Raw genomic sequence first — 17,866 nt, 5'->3', positions numbered from 1 at the left:
GTTCGGCTTTCGGGAAGCCGCAACAGCCGCAAGGAATCCAAGCGTTATGAAATAGGAAGAAACTCGCCCGGATCCGCTCTGAAAAATTATTCCAGGCATACTAAAAACCCTGGTTTCCACGAAGGAACCAGGGTTTGGTCAATTGGATTTCAGTTCTTCTTCAAGCAGGACATCTTCAAAATCCTGCTCGGGTTTGGCCATGGTGTATTTCAGGAACAGGAACGACACCAGGAACAGGGAGCCTGTCACGATAAAGACCGCCGGAATGCCGATAAATCCGCTGACGGCACCGCCGAACATGGGTCCGATAATATTGCCCAGGAAACGGAAGCTGGTATTATAGCCCATCACTTCCCCTTGGATATCGATCGGCGCTTCGCGTCTCATCAAAGCTGTGGTCGTCGGGATCATTCCTCCGACAGCTATCCCGAAGAGGAGGCGAAGGACCATCAATTGCCATAGCTCGCCGACAAATGCCTGAGGGATGATGAAGACAAACGCCAGGATCAACAGGAACGTCAACACCTTTTCATATCCGATCTGATCGCCCAGCCGTCCCCAGCGGCGGGCAAACAGGATATTCCCGATGCCGGTTGCACTGAATGTGATTCCCGCAAGCAAAGCGACTTGGGAGCTATCGGTAAGCTGTGCCACATACAGCGACAGCAGAGGCTGGATGCTGAAATTGCCGATTTGGATGAGGGCGGTGATAATCATCACGTTGAAAAGGAGCCGATGGTGCAGGATGCCCTGAATGATGGTTTTTCTTGCATAAACGTGCGCGTTCTTCGACTTGGTGCGTTTGATCTCTTTTAAACCGACCAGGACGATCAACGCTGCAATGCCAATAACGACAGAGGTAATAATGAATGTATAAGTGAAACCGAACGTATCTGCCATCAACCCGCCGATCACCGGACCGAACAAGGTTCCGGAAACACTGCCCATTTGCAGCGTACCGAGCGTCTTGCCTGCGGTTTCTTTCGTTGTCTGTGAACTGACGAATGCCAGGGACGTCGGGATAAAGCCGGTTACGATTCCCATGAACAGGCGGATAAAGAACAACTCAGGAACGGATTCCGCAGTCCCCATCAGGAAAATGCTGATGGCAATGCCGAATCCATTGATAATCAATATGGGTTTATAGCCGTATTTATCAGCGATTCTTCCCCAGATGGGCGACATGAACAAGGCAGCAACGAAAGTGACCCCGAATACAAGTCCGGCCCATCGTTGAACATATTCATCCGAAAAATTGCCGAGCGACTCGATATAGAGGGAGAGAAAGGGCATGATCATGGTCGTGCTGCCCGCTACCAGGAAGTTGGAGAAAATGATGATGAGGAAATTCTTTTTTTGTCTATCCATACGGATTCCCTTCTTTCTGCGATCCGTTAATCTTTCTCTATTATATAGTATTTCGTCACACGAAAAAAGCGGAGTGAATTACTGGCCAATTCGGAATATTTATATGATAAACTATAACGGGGTGAATGAGATGAAAATAAAAATGATTTTAGCATCGCTGCTTTTTGCAGTGCTGGCAGGGTGCGGCTCAGACGAACATCCGGCCCAAACGGAAACGGAGAAAACAGGCACCACTTCGGAAACTGCTTCAGAAACTGCGGAACCTGGATCTTTCCCGCAGCTCTCAGAAGAAGTTGCGGAAGAAGAAACGCTGGTAGCGATGGAAACATCGATGGGCCAGATCCAAATCAAGCTTTTCCCGGAACAGGCGCCCAAAGCGGTGGAGAATTTCCTGACCCATGCCGAAAACGGCTATTATGACGGCCTCAATTTCCATCGTGTAATTGAAGGGTTCATGCTGCAGGGCGGAGACCCAACCGGAACAGGCGGCGGCGGGGAAAGCATTTACGGCGAGCCCTTTGAAGATGAATTTTCCGATCAGCTTTACAACTTCAGAGGCGCCTTATCCATGGCAAACGCCGGCCCTGGGACCAACGGCAGCCAATTTTTCATTGTACAAGCTGATTCTGCACCAGCCGACAGCATTCCTGCTGACTATCCGGAACAAGTGAGGGAAGCATATGCGGAAAACGGCGGCACACCTTGGCTCGATGGCGCCCACACCGTATTCGGGCAAGTCATTGAAGGAATGGAAGTAGTGGATGCAATCGCTGCAGTGGAAACCGGACCAGGGGATAAACCGGTAGAAGCCGTAGTGATCAATTCAATTGAAGTCCTGGAGCAATAATAAAAAGAGGGAGGCCCGCATCCGACGGACTTCCCTCTTTTCGTGGAACAGGCCTTCTCCGGTATTGCTGCCGCAGAGCCTTTCCTTTTCTTTTCCGGGTTCTATGTTATTATTGCTTTTAATACATTGGAAATGTAAGGTGAATTGAAAATGGACACGAGTGAAATGAATCGAAGAGCTGTATGGGTGCTGGAAGAATGGGACCCATTTGCCGTCGGGGAGGATCTTTATGCCGCAGAAATCACAGAAGTGATGGCGCAATTGCATCTGCTGGACCATCCTTCCGACTTGGCAAAACAAATCCAGAGCATTTACAGATCTTCGTCCGAAAAATGGATTCCGCTTGAAAAATGCGTCGAGGTTTCCTACAAGCTTCTTGCATTGAAGTACGAAGCGAAATGCATCATCTAAAAAACGTCCAGCCATTTGGCTGGACGTTTTTTCAGACTGTAGACAAAGTCTAAGTTAAATGAATAGAAATGCATAAGCCCGACCGTGCTGGCCACTTCCCTTTCCGTGGGCTCGGCTTCAGCCGCTTCCCTCGCTTCGCTCAGTCCAGGGTCTTCAGCTCGAGCTGGCCCACAGGAGTCTCGTGGCCAGCACGGTCGGGAGCGTCACCTGCATCTAATAGATAAGATAAGATAAGTACGCTGATCCAACTTAAACCTGCTGGGAACAAGCCGCTGGCTTCAGGATCCGGAACGGAAGGCGGCGTCTCCTGCGGGAAAGCGAAGTGCCGAAATCCACTCGGACGCCAGTCCGAGTTAGTTCGGCGCGAGCCCGCGGAAAGCGTCCGCCTGAAGTGGAGGATCCAACACAGCTTCCATTAGCTTTATTCGTATAATTGAAAAATTATTCTTTTCTCTACAAGCTCAAAAAACGTCCAGCCATTTGGCTGGACGTTTTTTTATTGAACAGCTTCAGCGCCGTCTAAAAGGTTGGATGCCGGAACTTCCAATGCGTTGGACAATTTAAGGATTGTTTGAACAGAAGGAACTTCTTCCCCTGATTCGTAAGCTTTCAAGCGGGCAACCCCGATGCGTGTTTTCAATGCCAATTCGTCCAAAGACAAATTGCGTTCTTCCCGGAGGAATTTCAGTTGGGCGTGCAAATCTTTTTTCATATTCATACACTCCTTTGCATATTTCATTCTCTATCCTTAGCATACCATAAAATACCTTTCGGAGAAGGGCCATTTTATGGCGTTTTCGAAACAAATGGATTAAAAGATATCCAGGATTCCTTGGATAAATACGATGACGATGGCAGCAGGAGCCAGGTACCTGACTAGAATCCGCCAGACATTCAGCCAAAGCGTCTGGCCGGGAAGTTCAATCGCTGCTTGCTGTTTAGTAAGGACATACCCGGCAAACAATGAAGTGAACAATGCGCCGAGCGGCAAGCCGATGCGGCTCGTCAGGATATCGGCGAAATCGAAGAACGTATAGCCGAACATGAATTTCTGCGGCATGACGCCGAATGACAATGCGCTTGGAATGCCGACAAGGAAAATCAGCAAGCCATAAAGCCAAGCAACGCGAACACGGCGGTCAAACTTGTTTTTCACAACAATGGAAACGCCGATTTCGAGCATGGAGATTGATGAAGTCAGTGTAGCGAACAGCATCAGGATGAAGAAAATGATCATCAGCAATTCGCCCATGAACAATTGGTCGAAAATGGCGGGCAAGATGATGAAGACCAGTCCCGGGCCTTGGTCAGGCGTATAGCCAAGTGCGAAAACAGCAGGGAATATGATCAGGCCGGCCATGATCGAAATCAGGATGTTCAAGCCTGCCACGCTAAGGGCAGAGCGGCTCAGGTTCTCGGACTTCGTTAAATATGAAGCATAAGTCATCATCCCGGCAACGCCGACACTCAGCGAGAAAAATGCTTGTCCGAGAGCAGTCAATGCAGTTTTGAAGTTGAAGAACGACCAATCCGGCACAAACATGAACTTGACGCCTTCCATTGCGCCGTCAAGCGTCAATGAACGGATCATCAAAATCAAAAGGAAAATCAGCAATCCTGGCATCATGATTTTGCTGGCGCGTTCGATGCCACCCTTGATGCCTCCTTGGACGATCCAGATGGTCAAGAGCATAAACAATGCCTGGGCCAATATGGCTTCAAGCGGGTTTCCGATAATGCCGCCAAACAGTGCGGCGAAGTCTGCATCCCCTAAATTAGAGAGCTGAAGCAGCAAAGACCGGCCGAGGTAAGAAAGGATCCATCCGCCGACTACACTATAGAACGAAAGAATAATAAAAGAGAAGAAGAGTCCGGACCAGCCGATTAAGAACCAAGGTCGGCCGGGAGCCTGTTTTTTCAGGCCGGTCACTGCATCAGCCTGTCCTCGGCGCCCGATGACGAATTCTGCCAGGAGAATCGGCAAGCCGATTGCCAGTGTACTGATGATGAAGAGAAGGATGAAGACACTTCCGCCATTTGCACCGGTTTCGTATGGGAACTTCCAAATCGCCCCTAAACCGATGGCGCTTCCCGCTGCTGCGAGGATAAAGCCTATTTTCGATGTCCATTGATCACGCTTTTGCATTTTCTCACTCCTAATATCTATAGATTTTTTAATTCTACACGAGCGCCATAGAAAAAAATAGATAGAAATAAAACCAAGGCCTATTATCGTGTATAATAAACAGAAAAAGGAAATACTTCGAAAATTTCTGGAAAAGGAGAGCGGTTCTGATGGATTCAGAAAAAGAAACAGGAAGACTTCAATCGGACGATCAGCAAGCATTTAAAGAGTGGACGGAAAAACGGCTTCAGGCCATCGGGGTTTTTGGGTACCAGAACGGAATCTCCCAAACGGAATTTGCTCCATTTCTGTCCGCTGTTTTCGACACCTTTTATGCCCGGCTGCCAAAAGCCGGAATATGCGACGCGGAAGTCCGCCTTTTTCAGATCGCAACTGAGGCCATTCCCGGTTTCCACAGCGGAAATGATGGAACGCTGCTGAAATTCCAGGAAGACATCGAAGTACACAACCGGATCCAGGAATTGCCTATGGAACAGCGGATCCCTTTCGTGCTGCATTTCCTCCATAGCAAAGATCTGGAACAAACCGCGCGAATTGCTGACAGACCGGCGGCCATTGGCTTTCAGCTTAAGGATTCGCTTGCTTTTGTCGCCGAAGGATTGGGAGAAGATGAGCAAGGGATAATGAAGCGCCTCGAACTGGCAACCAAATCCTATTCGCGGATCCCGTTTGAAATGAATGAAGAAAAACAGATAGCGGATGAAGCGGTGCTGCCGATCGGAAATCCTGTAAAACTCTCGAAACCCGCAGCGGTCGATAAGAAGAACAAGGTTTTATTGATTGGCGCAAGCGTTTTCTTGGCTGGAGTCATCGGGGCCTCCTTTTTTCTGGATGACCCAAACGCCAATGTTGGGCAACCCCAAGCGGAAGCCGAAGAAGGCGAAACGGTAACCGCCGGCATGATCGAAGCATGGAAGGAAGAATACCAGGAAGCGAAGGCTTCTTCTCCAGAAAGACTTGGCATAGCTCAGGATGTCTTTGAAGACCTTCGCTTTGTTCAGGAAGCGGACCAGCAGTTGAAATGGACGTTCAGCAAGAACAATATTGAAAAACTGAAGGACGAACCAAAGGAGATGGAGCACCAAGTCAATCTGCTCCTGCTGAAAATTGAGACGCCGCAGACGATGCTCGCAATGCTGCCGGAAATGTATTTGCTCCACGAGGAATTTGTGCCGATGATGGAGGCTTACAGCCGAAAAACGAAGGAATTGATGTATGAAGGCAATCAGGTTCTTAGGCAGCATGAAGAGGAGCTGGCAGGGATGACCGTCAACGGAGAATTGTCTCCTGAGAAATTGATGGCGCAGAGAGAAGGAATCCCGGCAGAAGTGAAGAAGCTTGCAGGTTCGATCCGTGAAAGAGGGTTGATCATTGCCAAGCACCCTGCCAAAGAACGGTTCATTTTAAGGCATGATATGGAGAGTTTGTATTCGAATGAACTGATGAACACAATGATGTATGATTTTAACCATCTTAGGTACGAGCCCTATTTTGATGAAGAAGGCCTGCTTGTGCCGGTGATGGAAATGCCTTATGCTCTGTCGATGCTCGAGCAGTACGTAGTGCACGACGATGTTTCATCCGAGAAATTCCAGGAATACGCCTATATGTTCCAGCATTCGTTCTGGCTTCTGATGAAAGGCGACGATAACCAGCAAGTCTTTGATGAAAACGGAAAAGTGAAAGAGTCTTACCAGCGGGCATGGAAAGAACTGGGCCAACAAACGCTGAATCCGTTGATCTACGTCATGCTGCCGATCATCGAAGAGATGGAGGAAAGTGGCTGGACCGAATCAGAAAGCTATGAACAGCTGGAATATGAAAGCATCATGGAGGCAGTGGAGCTTGAAAAAGAAGGAGAGCTGGCGGCAAAACTTCCCAACGGTGATGTGAAGGTCGAGAAACAGCAGGTGCAAGCAGAAGAATTTTTTGCGCCGCCTATTGAAAACTTATATGCCGCTTTTTCAGCGGGGTACGATGGAAAGCTCTTGAAGGGGGCATCGCCGCTTGATGTCTTCCGAGTATTCCAATTCGCCAATCAGAAAAAAGATATTGAGACAATGTGGCATTTAATGGATGATCGGAAACTGCCGCTTGAAGAATACAAACTTTCGTGGCGCCAGCAGCCTTCTTTTGCCGAAGACATCCGCTGGATGGAAGTGGCGGAAGAAAACGTCAACCGCATCGGCAAGCTGCTTTTTGTTTATCCGCATATCAGCTATATCGATGAGGAGTCTATCGTGTCATATCATCCTGAACTGGTCATGGGGGGAAAGGGGATCTGGAAAGTGAAGAGCCATCTTTTTGAACGTTATGAAGAAGCCGGAGCCCTCGAAGCTTTCAAGGCGGAAGTGGAAAGGTTGTACTCTGCCTATTCTGCCGGCCTGGACAATAGGGTGATTGCTGCTGCGTCACCGGGAGAAGTCGGCGGCTTATACTTGCTCGCTGCTGAGAAGAAGAATTTCGAAATGGTGAAAGCTCTGTCGCTCGGAGAACAGGAACAAAGCTCGGAGATTATAGAAGCGCAGCTGAAAGCCAGGGGAATTGCGGGATTATCCGCCGTCGGCACACTCCACTTTTTCAACGATCCGAGCTATGTAATGGAACAGGAAATGTCGGCTGGCTCGCTCTGGTTCAGCAATACAACCGACGAGGGTGTGGGTACATACGGCAGCCAGCTCGGCATGTCCAAAACCCCTGCTGGCTGGCGTTTGGAAGACCTGAGTATGTATTGATTTTACTCTGCCGATAGATCTGTGCTATAATATACAGATGCCAATAGGTGTACAGGATAATTAGATAAGTATAGGAGCGGGTAAAACATGACAAAATTTCAAACAGGCGACACAGTAGCAGGTAAAGTAACAGGAATTCAGCCATACGGCGCATTTGTCGCATTGGACGACCAGACACAAGGATTGGTCCACATTTCAGAAATCACACACGGCTACGTAAAAGAAGTTAGCGAATACTTGGCGGTAGGCCAGGAAGTTAACGTAAAAGTTTTGGAAGTTGACGAAAAATCTAAAAAAATCAGCTTGTCAATTCGTGCATTGCAAGAGCAGCCACCAGCAGCTCAGCGCACTGAAAAACCAAAACAATCTCTTCAGTCTCACGTTAATGAAAACGATTCTGAAGGATTCAACTCGTTGAAAGACAAAATGCAAGAGTGGATCAAACGTTCAGGACAGTAAGAAAAGTGCAGTCGGCTATCTAGCCGCCAACACAAAAAACGAAGCACAGACGTCATGTCTGAGCTTCGTTTTTTTTGATTTTTCGCAGCCGGTACTGAAGGTTCTGGCGGCTCATGCCTAGAGCGGCTGCAGCTTTCGTAATATTTCCGCTATGATGGTCGAGCGCTTTTTTGAGGTAATAGGCCTCTGCTTCCTGTAAGTAATCATCCAGCGGGATCAGGTCCTTGCCGGAATGGACCAGGAAGTCTTCCGGGTTCTGGGCATCCTTGTCCAGCATCTTCGATTTGAAATGCTGGGGAAGGAGGTCTGTGGAAATCAAGGCTTCGGTCGTCAAAAGCGATGTGACATCGTCCAATAACAGTTCCAATTCCTTCAAATTGCCTGGCCAGTCATATGCCAGGAACAACTCCGCCACTTCCGGCGTCAGCCCCTCCACTACAGAACCAAAACGCATCCGGTGGCGGGACAAGTAGTCCGCGACAAACGGCATGATGTCTTCTTTCCGGTTCCGGAGAGGCTCGATTTGGATCGTGATGGCTGAAAAGAAATAATATAGCTCTTTCATCAGCTTCTTGGAAGCAATCAATTCCACGGGGTCTTCCCCGACGCTTGCGATAAAATATGTATCGCTCATCGAGCCTTCCTTCACCATTTCCAATAGCCGTGCCTGGAGCGGCCAAGGCAGCAGGTCAATGCGCTCGCAAAAGACTGTAGCCCCTTGTTTGCCTGCCAAGTCCTCCTGCATCCGGTTGATCAAGTCGCCGTCTGTCCCGTGGCAGTACAAGGTATAGAACAAATCGTTCGAAGAAGAAGCCCAGTGGATCGATTCCGCAATCAGCTCTTTTCCGGTGCCGGACTCGCCGATGAGCAGCACCGGCAGCTTCATCGTCGCGGCTTTCTCGGCGGTGCCGATGACCCGTTTCATGCTGGCGGAAATAGCCGTAATGCTCGAGAACGTAATCGGCTCTTCGTATTTTTTCAATGGCTGGTAGACGACTTTTTCAAGCGTCGTGACGTCCTGCGACATTTCGATTGCGCCGATTAAATTTCCATCTGAAAAGACCGGATACGTATCATTGATAGTGGTAATCTCCTGGCCTTTGCGGTTCCAGTAGGTCTGCTTGACGTTCAGGACAGCTTTCCCTGACTGCAGAACCTGCAGCAAGGTGCTTTCATGGTGCTCAAAACGGAACATTTCCAACAAAGAACGGTCGACCAGCTCTTCATAATCGAACCCTTCAATCTCTTTCATTTTCTGGTTGTATAATATCGTTTTTCCTTTTATATCGATGGCATGGATGCCCACGGCTGCATACTCTGCAGCAAATTTATAAAAAGGGAGCAGGTCCGTTCCAATGGTATTCAAACAATCACCCCAAAATTATTTTTGCGTTTTTGATGGAAAGTACTTGATTAATGCAATAATCTTTTGCATTATTATATATGTAATCACTTTATAAGTGCAAATTTTTTTTGCGCTCATTTAAAATTCGAGGAGGATTCAGATGATTCCCTACAAACACGAACCATTTACAGACTTTTCAATTGAAAAGAACCGCAATGCTTTCCTAGCGGGCCTTAAGACAGTTGAAGCTTACCTAGGCCAGGACTATCCATTGGTTATTGGCGGAGAGCGCATTACAACTGAAGACAAAATCGTTTCATTCAACCCAGCTGATAAAGAAGAAATCATCGGCCGCGTTTCGAAATCAAATAAAGAATTAGCTGAAAAAGCGATGCAATCCGCTCTTGAAGCATTTAAAACTTGGAAAAAAGTGAAGCCGGAAGTGCGCGCTGATGTTTTATTCAAAGCAGCAGCTATCGTTCGCCGCCGCAAGCACGAGTTTTCTGCACTTTTGACTAAAGAAGCAGGCAAGCCATGGAACGAAGCAGATGCTGATACAGCTGAAGCGATCGACTTCCTGGAATATTACGGCCGCCAAATGCTTAAGATGAAAGACGGCATGCCAGTCGAAAGCCGTCCAGGCGAAGACAACCGCTATGATTACATTCCATTGGGTGTCGGCGTTGTCATCTCACCTTGGAACTTCGCTTTTGCAATCATGGCAGGAACAACTGTTGCCGCAATGGTTACAGGAAATACAGTTCTATTGAAGCCAGCTTCAACAACTCCAGTTGTTGCTTATAAATTCATCGAAGTTCTTGAAGAAGCGGGCATGCCGGCAGGCGTTGTCAACTTTATCCCGGGACCTGGTTCTGAAGTAGGCGACTACTTGGTAGATCACCCGAAAACTCGCTTTATCTCTTTCACTGGTTCAAAAGAAGTCGGCCTTCGCATCGCTGACCGTTCTGCAAAAGTGAACGAAGGGCAAATTTGGATGAAACGCCTGATTGCTGAAATGGGCGGGAAAAACACAATGGTCGTTGACAAAGAAGGCGATTTAGAGCTTGCTGCACAATCCATCGTTAAATCTGCATTCGGTTTCAGCGGACAGAAATGTTCTGCAGGATCACGTGCGGTTATCGTAGAAGACGTGTATGACGAAGTTCTTGAACGCGTCATCGAATTGACGAACGAATTGACTATCGGCGACCCGACTGAACAGTCCAACTACATGGGGCCGGTCATCGATTCAAATTCTTACAAAAAAATCATGAGCTATATCGAAATCGGCAAAGAAGAAGGCCGCGTAGTTGCAGGCGGAACTGGCGACGATTCAAAAGGATTCTTCGTGAACCCGACTGTCATTGCGGATCTTTCACCGACTGACCGCGTAATGCAGGAAGAAATCTTCGGACCGGTTGTCGGCTTCACAAAAGCGAAAGACTTCAAAGAAGCGATCGATATCGCTAACAACACAGAATACGGTTTGACTGGCGGAGTCATCACGAACAACCGTGAGCACCTTGAATATGCACGTGAAGAGTTCCACGTTGGAAACTTGTATTTCAACCGCGGATGCACAGGCGCAATCGTCGGCTATCAGTCATTTGGCGGATTCAACATGTCCGGAACTGACTCAAAAGCAGGCGGGCCGGATTACCTGGTTCTTCACATGCAAGCAAAAACAACTTCTGAAATGTATTAAGAAACAATAAGTGGTATAATTATTCATCAAAAGGTAGACTTTCTAGTCTGCCTTTTTTTAAAAAAAGGAGGAATTTCAATGACTAAAACAGCGCAAATTATCGAGCAAACAGAAAAATTCGGTGCACCGAACTACCATCCACTGCCGATTGTTATTACAGAAGCAGAAGGCGTATGGGTTAAAGATCCAGAAGGCAATAAATTCATGGATATGCTTTCCGCATACTCTGCAGTAAACCAGGGACACCGCCATCCGAAAATCATTCAAGCGCTTAAAGACCAAGCAGACCGTGTGACATTGACTTCACGTGCATTCCACAATGACAAGCTTGCACCGTGGTATGAAATGATTTGCGAAATCTCCGGAAAAGAAATGGCTTTGCCGATGAACACTGGCGCTGAAGCAGTTGAAACTGCATTTAAAGCTGCACGCCGCTGGGCATATGATGTAAAAGGCGTAGAAGAAGGAAAAGCAGAAGTCATTGCTTGCGAAGGCAACTTCCACGGCAGAACAATGACAGCGGTATCATTATCTTCTGATCCTGATTACAGAAGAGGATTCGGACCAATGCTGCCAGGCATCAAAATCATTCCTTACAGCGACTTGGAAGCGTTGAAAAATGCTATCACTCCGAACACTGCCGCATTCCTGATCGAGCCAATCCAGGGCGAAGCCGGAATCGTTATGCCGGAAGAAGGCTTCTTGAAAGCAGCAAGAGAACTTTGCCGCGAAAACAACGTCCTATTCATTGCGGATGAAATCCAGTGCGGTCTTGCACGTACCGGCAAGATGTTTGCATGTGAATGGGAAGACGTGGAGCCGGATATGTACATATTGGGCAAAGCGCTTGGAGGCGGAGTATTCCCAATCTCTTGCGTCGTAGCCGACCACGAAATCCTTGGGGTTTTCAACCCGGGTTCACACGGTTCTACATTCGGCGGAAACCCACTGGCCTGTGCTGTATCAATCGCTTCTTTGGAAGTGCTGAAAGACGAAAAGCTTGCTGACCGTTCATTGGAGCTTGGCGAATACTTCATTGGGAAATTGCGTGAAATCCAACATCCTTCTATTAAAGAAGTGCGCGGACGCGGATTGTTCATCGGCATGGAATTGACTGAAGCTGCACGCCCGTATTGCGAAAAGCTGAAAGAATTGGGCTTGCTGTGCAAAGAAACCCATGACACGGTCATCCGATTTGCACCGCCGCTCGTCATTTCAAAAGAAGAGCTGGACTGGGCAATCGAACGCATCCAAAAAGTATTTGCTAAATAAGGACTTTCTCACACATAAAGTTGGAGTTATGTTACACTAATTGCGGAGTAATTTACTATAAATATAAAGAGGCGAATTAAAACAATGGCTGAAAACTTGAACTTGTTGACGTCAACTCAGAATGTTATCAAAACTGCGTTGGACAAACTCGGATATGAAGACTCGATGTATGAACTTTTAAAAGAACCTATGCGGATCATGGAAGTGCGTATACCGGTCCGAATGGATGATGGGAAGACAAAAGTGTTTACTGGCTTCCGTGCCCAGCACAATGATGCAGTAGGACCGACCAAAGGCGGCGTGCGTTTCCACCCGGACGTAAACCGTGAAGAAGTCATGGCTTTGTCCATGTGGATGACGCTGAAATGCGGAATCGTGGACCTTCCATACGGCGGCGGTAAAGGCGGCATCATTTGTGATCCACGGGAAATGTCGATGCATGAAATTGAGAAATTGAGCCGCGGGTATGTGCGGGCCATCAGCCAGATCGTTGGGCCGAACAAAGACATTCCGGCTCCGGACGTATTCACCAACTCTCAAATCATGGCTTGGATGTTTGATGAATACAGCAAAATTGACGAATTCAATTCGCCTGGCTTTATCACAGGTAAACCGATTGTCCTCGGCGGTTCACAAGGCCGGGATAAAGCGACTGCTCAAGGTGTAACCATTGTTATTAATGAAGCTGCCAAAAAACGCGGTTTGGACGTCAAAGGCGCACGCGTTGTCATCCAAGGTTTCGGCAATGCCGGCAGTTTCTTGGCGAAATTCCTGCATGACGCAGGAGCGAAAGTAGTCGGAATTTCCGATGCTTACGGAGCTTTGCACGATCCGGACGGCTTGGATATCGAGTACTTGCTTGACCGCCGGGATAGCTTCGGAACAGTGACGACTTTGTTCGACAACACCATTACAAACAAGGAATTGTTTGAATTGGATTGCGACATCTTAGTGCCAGCTGCCATCGCTAACCAGATTACAGAAGAAAATGCCCATGATATCAAAGCTTCTATCGTCGTTGAAGCGGCTAACGGGCCGACAACTGCAGAAGCAACGAAAATCCTGACAGACCGCGGCATCCTATTGGTTCCGGATGTACTTGCCAGCTCAGGCGGCGTTACCGTTTCTTATTTCGAATGGGTGCAGAATAACCAAGGCTATTACTGGACGCAGGAAGAAGTCGACGAAAAGTTGACGAAGAAATTGGTGGACGCTTTCGAAAATGTCTACAATGTCGCGACAACGCGCAATATCGACATGCGTTTGGCCGCCTATATGGTCGGTGCACGCAGAACAGCAGAAGCAGCTCGCTTCCGCGGTTGGGTTTAGGAAAAAAATAAACCGTTCGGGATCTTTCCCGAGCGGTTTTTTTGCGTTTTGATAGGGGAATCTACATAATAGAAAAAGAATAGGAGGATGATTAGATGAATGCATTTTCATTTTACAACCCGGTTAAATTGATTTTTGGCAAGGGACAGCTAAAAGAAGTCAAAAAAGAATTGCCTAAATTTGGCAAAAAAATCTTAATGGTATACGGTGGAGGCAGCATCAAGAAAAACGGCCTCTATGATGAAGTAATGACGGTTCTGGAAGAAGCAGGGCTGGAAGTTTTCGAACTATCGGGCGTTGAACCGAATCCGCGGATTTCAACAGCCAGAAAAGGCATTGAAATCTGTAAGAACGAAGGCATCGATATGCTTTTGGCAGTCGGCGGCGGCTCAGTTATCGATTGCACTAAACTCATTGCTTGCGGCGCTACATATGAAGGCGATGCATGGGATCTCGTATCCCGCAAAGCCCAGCCGGAGGGAGCTTTGCCATTCGGCACGGTTCTAACCTTGGCTGCTACCGGTTCAGAAATGAATGCCGGATCGGTCATAACAAATGAAGAAACACAAGAAAAGTATGGATGGGGAAGCCCGTATTCATTCCCGAAATTCTCGATCCTGGACCCGACTTATACGTTATCTGTTCCGAGAGACCATACCGTATACGGGATCGTGGACATGATGTCCCATATCTTTGAGCAGTACTTTAATGATGCAACGAACACGCCTGTACAAGACCGCATGTGTGAAGGGGTGCTAAAAGCAGTCATTGAAACAGCGCCGAAATTGCTGGAAGACCTGCAGAGCTATGAGCACCGGGAGACAATTCTATTCGCAGGTACTATGGGATTGAATAAATTCTTGGAAATGGGTTATCGGGGAGACTGGGCTACGCATAATATCGAGCATGCCGTCTCAGCTGTTTACGATATCCCGCATGCCGGCGGTCTGGCCATCCTGTTCCCGCAGTGGATGCGCCATAATGTCCATGTGAATCCGTCGCGCTTTGCCCAAATGGCAGTCCGTGTCTTTGATGTCGATCCGGAAGGCAAGACAGATGAAGAAGTTGCGCTTGAAGGCATCGACCGCTTGAGTGCATTCTGGACTTCGCTTGGCGCACCGACCAGACTTGCAGATTACGATATCGATGATTCACAAATCGAAGTCATGACCGAGAAGGCAATGGTCTACGGAGCATTCGGCAACTTCAATAAATTGCAGAACGAAGATGTAAAAGAGATTTTGCAAGCTTCCCTATAAAAAAGAAAAAAGCTTGAGCGGACTCGCTCAAGCTTTTTTTTATTCAGTTGGCAAAGTAGTTAGGGATTCAGGCCGTTTGCTGACGTGCGTCCAATGCGTTTCGCCGTCGTCTGCATCAAGTGAGACAATAACATCATCCACACTTGGCTGGCTCAGCAAAATTTCTGCTAAACGTTCTTGTAGTTGGTCGGCTTCCGCTACTGTCAATGTCGGATCGACTTCTACGAGTGTTTCCACATGGAGATATTCGCCTTCTTTAATGACATCGAGTTTTTTAATGTCTTTGACGGAAGGGTGGTCCGTCAACAAGTGGGCGATGTGATTGACCATTTGTTGGTCGGATTCGCCGATAGCGCCGCGTGCATTGTCCATGAACACTTTCGTGACTACATAGAACATCATCAAACCGATTGCGATGGATGCGGCTCCTTCGATTGCCAGGAAGCCTGTGTAATGGGCGATCAGTACCGCAATCAGAGCCAGTATGCCGCCGGAAGTCGCGACCAAGTCTTCCAGGAAGACCAATTTCGTTGCGGGTTTCGCGCGGTTCAGGTGGGCGAAGCTCGTCGTAAGTGGGGCAAGTGCGCCTCCTTTAACGCCGGCTTCATGCAGTACTTCTTTCCCTGCTTTGTAAAGAACGAAAAATTCCAGAAGAATAGCAATGGAAAGGACCACAACACTAATAATGAAACCTTCCGCTTCAATCGGGTGCGTCATTTGGTGCCAGCCTTCGATAATCGTTTCATATGCCATGATGCCGACAATCAATACCGCACCTAGCAGTACAATGTTTAGAAGGCGGCCAAAGCCGTTCGGGAATCTTTTTGTCGGCGCTTTTTTAGACAGCGCCGAACCGATGAAGACAAAATATTGGTTCGCCGCATCCCCGATCGAGTGCATCGTTTCCGCAAACATGGCGACGTTGCCTGTGAAAAAGAACGCCACTCCTTTCATTATTGCGATAAAAGTGTTGATGATCGCTGCATAGAGCGAAGGCTTGTTGCCGCCTTTTAACAATCCAAAAAATTCTTTCATCCAATTTCCTCCTTAGTTGATCAATTCCATATCAACTTCCTCCACATACTTACTTCTGGAGATTTCCTGATACAGGCTGATCGTTTCTTTGCTGGCGTCAAAAGACGCCCGTATGGCAACTTTGTGCCGGATTTTTCCGTCGCTGCCTTCGCGATGGAAAATTGAAAGAGCTTCAATGATCACATCGCTAGATTTAATTTCGTCGATTACCTCCGGGATTGAATCGGTTTCAGTCACCACGACAGTGATGTTGGCTTCTAGCATGCGAAGGCGATTTGGTCCGTATTTGAATAGAAGAGGGGGAAGTATTTCTATTCCAAATAAAATGATCAGAACGGATATAAAGGCTTCAATGTAAAAGCCGGCTGCCACAGCAATACCGATACCGCCTGCGCCCCAGATCATCGCGGCGGTCGTAAGCCCTGAAATGGAATCGTTGCCGCGCTTCAAAATTACGCCGGCTCCTAGGAAACCGATGCCTGAAACGATTTGAGCGGCCAAACGCAGCGGGTCCATCGTGATATTAACGCCCTCATACTGGCTGCCTTCCGCCAAATAGGCAGTCTCGATCGAAATGATCGTAAGCAAGCAGCTGAACGTCGCAATGACAACGCTGGTCTTTAAACCCACCGGTTTTCTTTTCAATTCCCTCTCCAAGCCTATGACTAAACTTAAAAGTGCTGCGATAAATAACTTCAGAAAAGTCTCAAAAGAGGAAATGTGGAGGGCGTCCAAAAAATCCATGATTTTTTCCTCCTTTCTAATCGAACATTGATAATGGACTTTGAACCTGTCAAACTAATAGGAGTGCAAATCAATATGTATTCTTACATAATACCAGAAGCAGAGGAGCAGCATCATGGAAAAACCAGCAGTTCATCCTTTCATTCCAATCATCATCGGCGTTTTTTCTGTGGCCCTGTCAGCCATCTTTGTAAAAATGACAACAGCTGATTCGGGGGTAACCGCATTTTATCGAATGCTTTTTTCGATACTCATCATGAGCCCCGTCTTCTTTATGAAATATACCCAGGAAATAAAAGTGCTAAGCAGAAGAGACTGGGTATTCACATCAATCGCCGGAATCTTTTTGGCATTTCATTTCATCTTATGGTTTGAATCTCTGAACTATACTTCGGTAGCGAGTTCTACGGTGTTGGTAACCCTTCAACCATTATTCGCTTTTGCCGGCACTTACTTCTTCTTTAAAGAACGCCTATCAGCCAAAACGCTGATTTCAGGAGCAATCGCTGTGTTAGGGAGCGTCCTGATCGGATATGGGGACTTTAAAATCAGCGGCATGGCATTGTATGGGGATATACTTGCATTGATCGCCTGTGCATTGATCACAGCATATCTCTTATTCGGCCAAGATGTTAGAAAGCGGATTTCGCTTGTGACATATACTTTTGTCGTTTATGGCGTAAGCACAATAACGTTATTCTTCTATATTTTATTTAAGGGCGAATCATTCGGGCCTTATCCGGCATCGGAATGGATGTGGTTCCTGCTTTTGGCGATCATCCCGAATCTCCTGGGCCACACACTTTTCAATTGGTCCCTAAAGTGGGTAAGCACGAACGTGATTTCGATTGCGATTCTTTTTGAACCAGTGGGAGCGGCAATTCTGGCGTATTATATCCTTGGAGAAATGCTCACTGCTTCACAAATCATCGGAGGAAGTGTTGTGCTGGCAGGGATTATCTTCTTTGTCGCTGACTTCAAGAAAATAAAAAAACGCTTTTTTTCGAAAAGGGGTTGATTTTGTTCGCTGTACGGTTTATATTAATACATGTCCTTAAGACGACCGGAAAAAATATTTTGAAATAGTATTGACTCGGTAGCGTTGATGAGGTATATTAATAAAGTCGCCGATGAGCGAACAACATGAACCTTGAAAACTGAACAGCAAAACGTCAACGAAAGACGTCACGAGCGCCGAGGCGCGAGAACGG

The 17,866-nt window shown here is 47.5% G+C and carries 15 protein-coding genes; 9 read left to right on the top strand and 6 right to left on the bottom strand.

Annotated elements, in window-relative coordinates:
- Positions 1-138: 138 nt before the first annotated feature.
- On the bottom strand, positions 139-1,368 hold the full coding sequence (locus tag ACTL32_RS18225; protein WP_441342770.1) for an MFS transporter: 1,230 nt from the start codon (positions 1,366-1,368) through the stop codon (positions 139-141).
- A gap of 130 nt (positions 1,369-1,498) precedes the next feature.
- On the opposite strand from ACTL32_RS18225, the gene ACTL32_RS18220 reads away from it, so the two are divergent.
- Positions 1,499-2,215, top strand: coding sequence for a peptidylprolyl isomerase (locus ACTL32_RS18220; RefSeq protein ID WP_441342769.1), 717 nt, complete (start codon positions 1,499-1,501; stop codon positions 2,213-2,215).
- Between the two features lie 150 nt (positions 2,216-2,365).
- Entirely contained in the window at positions 2,366-2,626 is a 261-nt protein-coding gene (locus ACTL32_RS18215) for a DUF1871 family protein (protein ID WP_441342768.1), read from the top strand.
- 496 nt (positions 2,627-3,122) lie between these two features.
- On the opposite strand, the gene ACTL32_RS18210 is transcribed toward ACTL32_RS18215, so the two are convergent.
- A complete protein-coding gene (locus ACTL32_RS18210; RefSeq protein WP_204893112.1) occupies positions 3,123-3,338 on the bottom strand; it encodes a helix-turn-helix domain-containing protein in 216 nt (71 codons plus the stop codon).
- Between the two features lie 99 nt (positions 3,339-3,437).
- A complete protein-coding gene (locus ACTL32_RS18205; protein WP_204893113.1) occupies positions 3,438-4,772 on the bottom strand; it encodes a sodium-dependent transporter in 1,335 nt (444 codons plus the stop codon).
- Between the two features lie 149 nt (positions 4,773-4,921).
- Between ACTL32_RS18205 and ACTL32_RS18200 the strand changes: the two genes are divergently transcribed.
- Together ACTL32_RS18200 and yugI are read left to right on the top strand one after the other, a co-directional pair.
- Complete coding sequence (locus ACTL32_RS18200; RefSeq protein WP_441342767.1) at positions 4,922-7,507, top strand: hypothetical protein; 2,586 nt, start codon at positions 4,922-4,924, stop codon at positions 7,505-7,507.
- A gap of 87 nt (positions 7,508-7,594) precedes the next feature.
- Positions 7,595-7,966 (top strand): S1 domain-containing post-transcriptional regulator GSP13, encoded by a 372-nt coding sequence (gene yugI, locus ACTL32_RS18195; RefSeq protein ID WP_204893115.1) that lies wholly within the window; start codon positions 7,595-7,597, stop codon positions 7,964-7,966.
- Positions 7,967-8,018: 52 nt separating this feature from the next.
- Here yugI and ACTL32_RS18190 read toward each other — a convergent pair whose 3' ends face one another.
- Positions 8,019-9,332, bottom strand: a complete 1,314-nt coding sequence (locus ACTL32_RS18190) for a sigma 54-interacting transcriptional regulator (protein ID WP_441342766.1) — start codon at positions 9,330-9,332, stop codon at positions 8,019-8,021.
- A gap of 139 nt (positions 9,333-9,471) precedes the next feature.
- Here ACTL32_RS18190 and pruA point away from each other — a divergent pair, with 139 nt between their 5' ends.
- From pruA to ACTL32_RS18170, 4 genes are all read left to right on the top strand, one after another.
- Positions 9,472-11,016 carry an L-glutamate gamma-semialdehyde dehydrogenase gene (gene pruA, locus ACTL32_RS18185; protein ID WP_441342765.1) on the top strand — a complete coding sequence of 515 codons (1,545 nt, stop codon included), beginning with the start codon at positions 9,472-9,474 and terminating at the stop codon, positions 11,014-11,016.
- A gap of 78 nt (positions 11,017-11,094) precedes the next feature.
- Positions 11,095-12,288: an ornithine--oxo-acid transaminase gene (locus tag ACTL32_RS18180; RefSeq protein WP_441342764.1), complete on the top strand. Its 1,194-nt coding sequence runs from the start codon at positions 11,095-11,097 to the stop codon at positions 12,286-12,288.
- A gap of 84 nt (positions 12,289-12,372) precedes the next feature.
- Positions 12,373-13,617, top strand: a complete 1,245-nt coding sequence (locus ACTL32_RS18175; protein WP_204893119.1) for a Glu/Leu/Phe/Val family dehydrogenase — start codon at positions 12,373-12,375, stop codon at positions 13,615-13,617.
- A 95-nt stretch (positions 13,618-13,712) separates the two neighbouring features.
- On the top strand, positions 13,713-14,876 hold the full coding sequence (locus tag ACTL32_RS18170) for an iron-containing alcohol dehydrogenase (protein ID WP_441342763.1): 1,164 nt from the start codon (positions 13,713-13,715) through the stop codon (positions 14,874-14,876).
- A 39-nt stretch (positions 14,877-14,915) separates the two neighbouring features.
- Here the strand turns inward: ACTL32_RS18170 and ACTL32_RS18165 are convergent, their stop codons facing one another.
- Both ACTL32_RS18165 and ACTL32_RS18160 read right to left on the bottom strand, forming a co-directional pair.
- A complete protein-coding gene (locus ACTL32_RS18165; protein ID WP_441342762.1) occupies positions 14,916-15,911 on the bottom strand; it encodes a cation diffusion facilitator family transporter in 996 nt (331 codons plus the stop codon).
- A 12-nt stretch (positions 15,912-15,923) separates the two neighbouring features.
- Positions 15,924-16,655, bottom strand: coding sequence for an MgtC/SapB family protein (locus ACTL32_RS18160; protein WP_441342761.1), 732 nt, complete (start codon positions 16,653-16,655; stop codon positions 15,924-15,926).
- A 115-nt stretch (positions 16,656-16,770) separates the two neighbouring features.
- On the opposite strand from ACTL32_RS18160, the gene ACTL32_RS18155 reads away from it, so the two are divergent.
- Positions 16,771-17,673 (top strand): DMT family transporter, encoded by a 903-nt coding sequence (locus ACTL32_RS18155; protein ID WP_441342760.1) that lies wholly within the window; start codon positions 16,771-16,773, stop codon positions 17,671-17,673.
- The last annotated feature ends 193 nt before the right edge of the window (positions 17,674-17,866 follow it).

The sequence above is a fragment of the Planococcus sp. FY231025 genome (assembly GCF_052078085.1).
GTDB lineage: Bacteria > Bacillota > Bacilli > Bacillales_A > Planococcaceae > Planococcus.
This window is presented reverse-complemented; position numbering and strand designations above follow the sequence as displayed.